The sequence below is a fragment of the Streptomyces sp. NRRL F-5123 genome, assembly GCF_000721495.1.
GTDB lineage: Bacteria > Actinomycetota > Actinomycetes > Streptomycetales > Streptomycetaceae > Actinacidiphila.
Window position 1 is genome coordinate 1 of sequence record NZ_JOHY01000154.1, and the last position, 1,198, is coordinate 1,198.

Genomic DNA, 1,198 nt, shown 5'->3' on the forward strand with positions numbered 1-1,198 from the left:
TTCGCGACTGTACAGAAAGCCGGTTTGCGGGGCATAATCGGCGGCCTGGGCCAACTGGCCCCAGCTCAGAAGACTTTCGGCGGCGAGACGCCTCGCAGGCCATCGGGTACGTCTCTCGCCTTCGTGTGTCGAGTAGGGCCCCTGTCTGCCTGCACCTGGCTGCCCGACCAGCATTCAGGGAGCATCCTCAAGTGCACGCGATATCCAGACGAGCCATAGCCGCAGCCGCTGTTGCCGGGGCGACGATCGCCCTGACCGCGGGCGGGATCGGCACCGCCTCCGCGCACGGCCGCGGCGGCAGCAACCCGGGCCACAGCGGCGGCAACGGCGGCAGCCGCGGCTGCAGCACCGTCGGTGTCCAGTACCAGGTCGACGGCGGCGACTGGACCGCCGCCGGACGGATCGGCGGGGACACCGCCCCGGGCAAGATCAGCGTGAAGCTGACCTCCACCCCGGGCAAGAACTGCGTCTACACCGTGTCGCTGGCCTCCTACAGCACCGAGGGACCGGCCTGGGAGAACTCCGGCCACCAGGACTTCCTCGGCTGGGACACCGTCACCCTGGACAGCAAGCACACCTCCGCCACACTCGACGTCAGTGCCCACACCCCGCAGTGCTACGGACAGGTCGACCTCTACGGCAACGGCACCCAGTACGACGGCGCCACCGGCGAAGGCCACGGCGCCCTCCCGCACTACCCCGACTCGGTCACCCCGCCCAACCTGATCACGGCGTGGAACGGCGGCCACGAGTGCCAGACCACCCCCTCCCCGACCGACACCCCCACCACCGGCAGCCCCTCGCCCACGGACACGGCCACCACCGGCAGCCCCTCCCCGACGGACACGGCCACCACGGGCAGCCCCTCCCCGACGGACACGGCGACCACCGGCAGCCCCTCGCCCAGCGTCAGTGACACCGCCGCCCCCACCGGCACCCCCTCCGTGCCCCCCGCCACCGGCACCGGCACCGGCAACCTCGCCGAGACCGGCAGCAACAGCTCCCAGAACACCGCCCTGATCGGCGGAGCAGCCGCCCTCCTCGTCGCCGGCGGCGCAGCCGTCTACTTCACCCGCCGCCGCCGCACCGGCAACCACAGCTAAACACCAGCACCACCAGCACGGAACACGGCCGCCCGACCCGGACAACCGGACCGGGCGGCCGCACCCGTCCCCCCTCAAGCCCTACGGGGGAGCGC

General features: G+C 72.1%; 1 protein-coding gene. It reads left to right on the forward strand.

All coding sequences use genetic code 11. The annotated features are described in order from the left end of the window. Window positions 1–191: 191 nt before the first annotated feature. Window positions 192–1,103: an LAETG motif-containing sortase-dependent surface protein gene (locus IH54_RS0138620; protein ID WP_052398362.1), complete on the forward strand. Its 912-nt coding sequence runs from the start codon at window positions 192–194 to the stop codon at window positions 1,101–1,103. Window positions 1,104–1,198 lie beyond the last annotated feature (95 nt).